This window comes from Bradyrhizobium sp. LMTR 3, assembly GCF_001693485.1.
Lineage (GTDB): Bacteria > Pseudomonadota > Alphaproteobacteria > Rhizobiales > Xanthobacteraceae > Bradyrhizobium.
In genome coordinates, this window is the sequence record NZ_MAXC01000032.1 from 1 (window position 1) to 3,136 (window position 3,136).

1 protein-coding gene and 2 pseudogenes are annotated in these 3,136 nt (G+C 59.8%); all 3 read right to left on the reverse strand.

Annotated features, from left to right (window positions below):
• Positions 1 to 476: pseudogene (locus tag LMTR3_RS20715) on the reverse strand (capsular biosynthesis protein); the annotation flags it as partial.
• Positions 477 to 709: 233 nt separating this feature from the next.
• A pseudogene (locus LMTR3_RS20720) lies at positions 710 to 1,000 on the reverse strand (tripartite tricarboxylate transporter permease); the annotation flags it as partial.
• 295 nt (positions 1,001 to 1,295) lie between these two features.
• Positions 1,296 to 3,136 (reverse strand): Ig-like domain-containing protein (locus tag LMTR3_RS20725; RefSeq protein ID WP_065746893.1); only part of this gene is annotated, 1,841 nt, incomplete at its 5' end.

Below are 3,136 nucleotides of genomic sequence, written 5' to 3' on the forward strand. Positions count from 1 at the left end.
AACAGCGTCGCCGACGCGCCTTCGGTCTGGGCATGGCGGCGAACCCGCGTGTAACGGAAATAGCGATATCCGAAGCGGAGCGAGCTCAGCGCGAACACCTGCAGAAACCAGTAGAGAACGATGGTGATACGGCCGAACAGCACCGGCGCCTTGCCAGTCGGTTCGTCGAAAATGAGGGCATAGTCCAGCACGACGAGCGCTACCGCCAGAATGGTCGCCACGCGCAGGATGTTCAGTGCATCGGGAAGCGAAATGAAACGCCATTTCGTGGTCGTCAGATTGAAGAGGTAGCAGATAACGATGCTGAAGGCGACGAAGAGCGGTAATATCTTCAGCAGCAGCGGCAGGCGGGCATAGAAGGCCTCGCCACCGTCGAAGCGCAGGTAGAAGCTTGCAAGCAGCGCAAGCGCGGTCGCCAACCCATCATGCGCTGCGATCAGGTAATTGCGACGGGTCAATTGCGAAAGAGGCGTCATTCCATTGGCCGGCTGCGGAAACGATCGGGATTCATAGGGGCGTCCCTCGCCCGCTGATATCTTATCTCCGGCGCGCATGCCAGCGATCATGGCGGGACAATCGGGAAGGTTCCACAGCCTCCGCAGGACCTGGCTTGCAGCACCATGCCGCCAGTCCAGCCGTCATTGCGAGAAGCGAAGCGACGACTTGTGCGCCTTAGCTCGAAGAGCGATGGCGAAGTCTATCCGTCTTGCTACGCCTTCGCCGGCCGCAACATACGCGTGACACTGCCGAACGCCTTGTCGATAACGGGCCAGAACAGCAACATGATCGCCAGTGTCGTGATCGAGCCGACCAGGCCGTTCGACCAGAACACCTTCAAATCGCCGCCGGCACCGATCATCGAGAGGCGGAACGCATCCTCGGCGCGGTTGCCGAGCACCAGCGCCAGCGTGAACGGCGCGAGCGGAATGCCGATCTTCTTGAAGACGTAGCCGACGACGCCAAAGCCTAGCATCAGCCAGATGTCGAATATCGCGTTCTGTTGCTGTCGTTAGCTGGACGAAGCTCGTTGAAAAACAGCGCCGCCGAATGGCTTCGATCGAACGCTCCGCCCACCCGTTCAGCTCTGAAATGCGCAACCACGATCGCGCACGTTCCGCCAGGATTCCTAAGGCGGCGATAAACATCGCCATCTCGAACCTCGATCTGGTCAAACTTCTCGGCGGAGAATTTCCCCCGGCCGTCGGAAATCAGTCATGGCACTCGCCCCTTGAACCATGCCCTTTTGGGAGTGTCCCCAAGGCAGTGTATACTAACTCCTTTTACAAACCCCCAGTTCACGCAAAGTGGAAGTCGCTGCTATTAAGCGCGCTCAGTTTGGTGTTCTTCAGCGTAAGCGTATCGCTTCCGGCGGAAATGACGATATCCTGGCCAACTTGGCTCGCGTGCGAGAGAACGCTCGCAAAGCTGTCGAATACTGTCTTGCTGAACTGGATCGTGTCTTGCGCAGTTCCGCTCGCCGCGAAATCCTTGATGACGTCGCGGCCGAAATTTGCGGCAAACACGAAAGTATCGGACTGGCCGCCGCCAACCAAGATGTCATTACCCGAGGTGCTCTTCAGCGTATTGCTGGCTGTCGAGCCAAGAATCGCGCTGCCTGAAGCACCAACGACCTGGCCAGCGCTATCGATCTGCTTGGCTGTATAGGTGTGAACCGTGTCGGACACGGCCGACGATGTCTGGAAGGACCAGGTACCATCAGCTGCCGCAGTAACTTTTCCAATCGACGTGTTGCCATCGTACAGCTTGATCTGACTGTTGGCATCGGCGATGCCTTTGATGGTGACGATGTCGCTCCAGTTCTTGTACATGGTGGTCAAACCGACAGACGAGATAGGCGCACCAGCGCTTGAGCCGGCAATCAGGCCATCCCCGTTCAGGTCCTGCTGGAAGCTGGCTTCGAAGGATTTCAACGCAGATCCAGTCATGATGCTTGTATGCGAAACAAGATTGCCGCCCTTGTCGATGTTCCAGACTCCGTATTGGTCCTTGCCTGTGAGCTTCCAAGCAACCTGATATCCTGTTGCCGTCTGCTCCACTCCGATCGGCGTCCAGCCGCCGGACTGCCCCTCGACCACGGCGGCGCCGTAGGCTTTCAGCGTGGGTCCGGCCCCGCCGCCGCTGAGGCTAAAGTTCTCACCAACCTGAACGAGGCTGGTCGACCCAGCCGCCTCGATTGTCTTGCTCGCGAGGCCGACCGTCCCGTCGCCATTCAGATCCTGCTGGAAGCTTGCTTCGATGGATTTCAACGCAGACCCGGACATAACGTTCGTATGTGAAACTAAATTGCCGCTCTTATCCGTATTCCAGACACCGTATTGGTCTTTGCCTGTGAGCTTCCAAGCAACCTGATATCCCGATGCCGTCTGCTCCACTCCGATGGGCACCCAGCCGCCGGACTGACCCTCGACCACGGCCGCGCCGTACGCTTTCAACGTGGGACCGGACCCGCTGGCGCCGTAGAGGGCGTAGTTCTCGCCGATCTGAACGAGACTCGTCGCACCGGCCGACTCGATTTGCGTACTTGGCGTTGGCGTCGTCGACCCACTGATCACGCTGTTGATCGACTGCGACGCGGCGCTCACATTGCCGGCGACGTCCGCAGCCTTCGCTGTCAGCGTGTGCGTGCCGGTCGACAAGGCATTGGTCGTGACGCTCCAGGCCCCGGTCGAGTTCGTCGTCCCGGTTCCGACCACCGTGCTTCCGTCGTAGATCGTTACCTTGCTGTTGGCCTCGGCGGTGCCGGACAGCTTGACCTGATTGGTATTGACGATGGCGTTGCTGCTCAGGACCGGAGCAGTCGGCGCCACCGTATCCACCGTCACGGTCACCGCACCGGATGCGGCACTGGTCTGGCCGCTCGAGGTGGTCGCGGTCGCGGTCAGCACATGCTTGGCGTTGGTCAGGACCGAGGTGATGTAGTCCCAGCTCCCGGTCGAACTGGCGGTCGTCGTGCCGATCTGGGTCGAGCCATCGTAAATCTTGATGGTACTGTTGGCGGCAGCGGTACCCTTGAGCTGGAGGGTATTATCGCTGGTGATGCCATCGCCGGCCGCTCCGGTGTCGTTCGAGAACGACGCGATGGTCGGCGTCGCCGGTGTGGCCGGGGGTGCCGAGG